Raw genomic sequence first — 1,229 nt, 5'->3', positions numbered from 1 at the left:
CAGGTCCGGGACGACGGGGTCGCCAGCCACTCACGCAGCGCCGCGTTCACCGCTTCCGGCCGCTCCATCGGCGCCATGTGGCCGCATTCGGGGATCGTCACCAAGGTCGCACCCGGCACGGTCTGCGCGATCGTGCGCGAATAGTGCGGCGGCGTGGTGCGGTCGTCCTCGCCGACCAGCACCAGCGTCGGCACCGAGATCGCGGCGAGGCCCGGCAGCGGATCGGCGCGGGCGATGATCGCGCCTTGCTGCCGTTCGAACGCCTCGATCCCGACGCGCATGGCCATTGCAACTACCGCATCCCCGATCTCCGGGTCCGCCTGCGGATGGACCAGCAGCCCGAGACTGCCGCGCAGCACCTTTTCGAAGCCGCGTTCCCGCGCGGTCCTGACGGCGGCGCGGCGGACGGCGGCATAGTCGGGCGCATCAGCCGTGGCGCTGGTGTCGAGCAGGGCGAGCCGCGTGACCCGCTCCGGCGCGCGGGCGATCACTTCCATCGCCACGTAGCCACCCATCGAGAACCCCGCGAGCGCGAAGGTATCGGGCGCATCGTCGAGCAGCCGCTCGGCCATGGCGGCGATCGAGCCGTCGCTGAGCGTATCAGCGACGGTCATGTCCGCCACGTCCGCCAGCGCAGCAGTCTGGGCGCGGAAGACCTCCGCGTCGCAAGTCAGGCCGGGGACGAGGACGAGTGGCTGCCGGCCCGAATTTACAGCGTTCACGCCACCTCTGCGGTCAGCGGCACCGCACCGAGGCTGTTCGGCCCGGCGCTGGTGACCTCGACGCGCACGATCTGGCCGACCTCTGCCTCTCCGGTGAAGTGGACCGACTGCAGCCACGGCGACTTGCCGAGCCACTGGCCGGCATGCTTGCCCTTGCGCTCCACCAGCACGTCGCAGGTCTTGCCGACCGTCGCGGCGTTGAACGCCAGCTGGTCGCGGTTGAGTGCGGACTGGAGGCGCTGCAGCCGCTCGTCCATCACGGCGGCGGAGACTTGGTCGCCCATCGTCGCGGCAGGCGTACCGGGGCGGGGCGAATACTTGAAGCTGAAGCACTGCGCATAGCCGACCGCGTCGACCAGCCTCAGCGTATCCTCGAATTCGGCGTCGGTCTCGCCGGGGAAGCCGACGATGAAGTCGCCCGACAGCGCGATGTCCGGCCGCACCGCGCGCACCCGGTCGAGAATCTTGAGGTAGCTCTCGACTGTGTGGCTGCGGTTCATCGCCTTG

2 protein-coding genes are annotated in these 1,229 nt (G+C 70.1%); both read right to left on the bottom strand.

Features of this window, described 5'->3' with window-relative positions; translation table 11 throughout:
* A partial coding sequence (locus tag LH128_RS29245) for an alpha/beta fold hydrolase (RefSeq protein ID WP_008833315.1) occupies positions 1–722 on the bottom strand: 722 nt, incomplete at its 3' end.
* Positions 719–1,229 (bottom strand): TRAM domain-containing protein (locus LH128_RS29240; RefSeq protein ID WP_008833314.1); only part of this gene is annotated, 511 nt, incomplete at its 5' end. The genes LH128_RS29240 and LH128_RS29245, both read right to left, overlap by 4 nt.

The organism is Sphingomonas sp. LH128 (genome assembly GCF_000293195.2).
Taxonomy (GTDB): Bacteria; Pseudomonadota; Alphaproteobacteria; order Sphingomonadales; family Sphingomonadaceae; genus Novosphingobium; species Novosphingobium resinovorum_A.
Note: the sequence above shows the minus strand (reverse complement) of the source record. Positions and strands in the feature narration are given on the sequence as shown.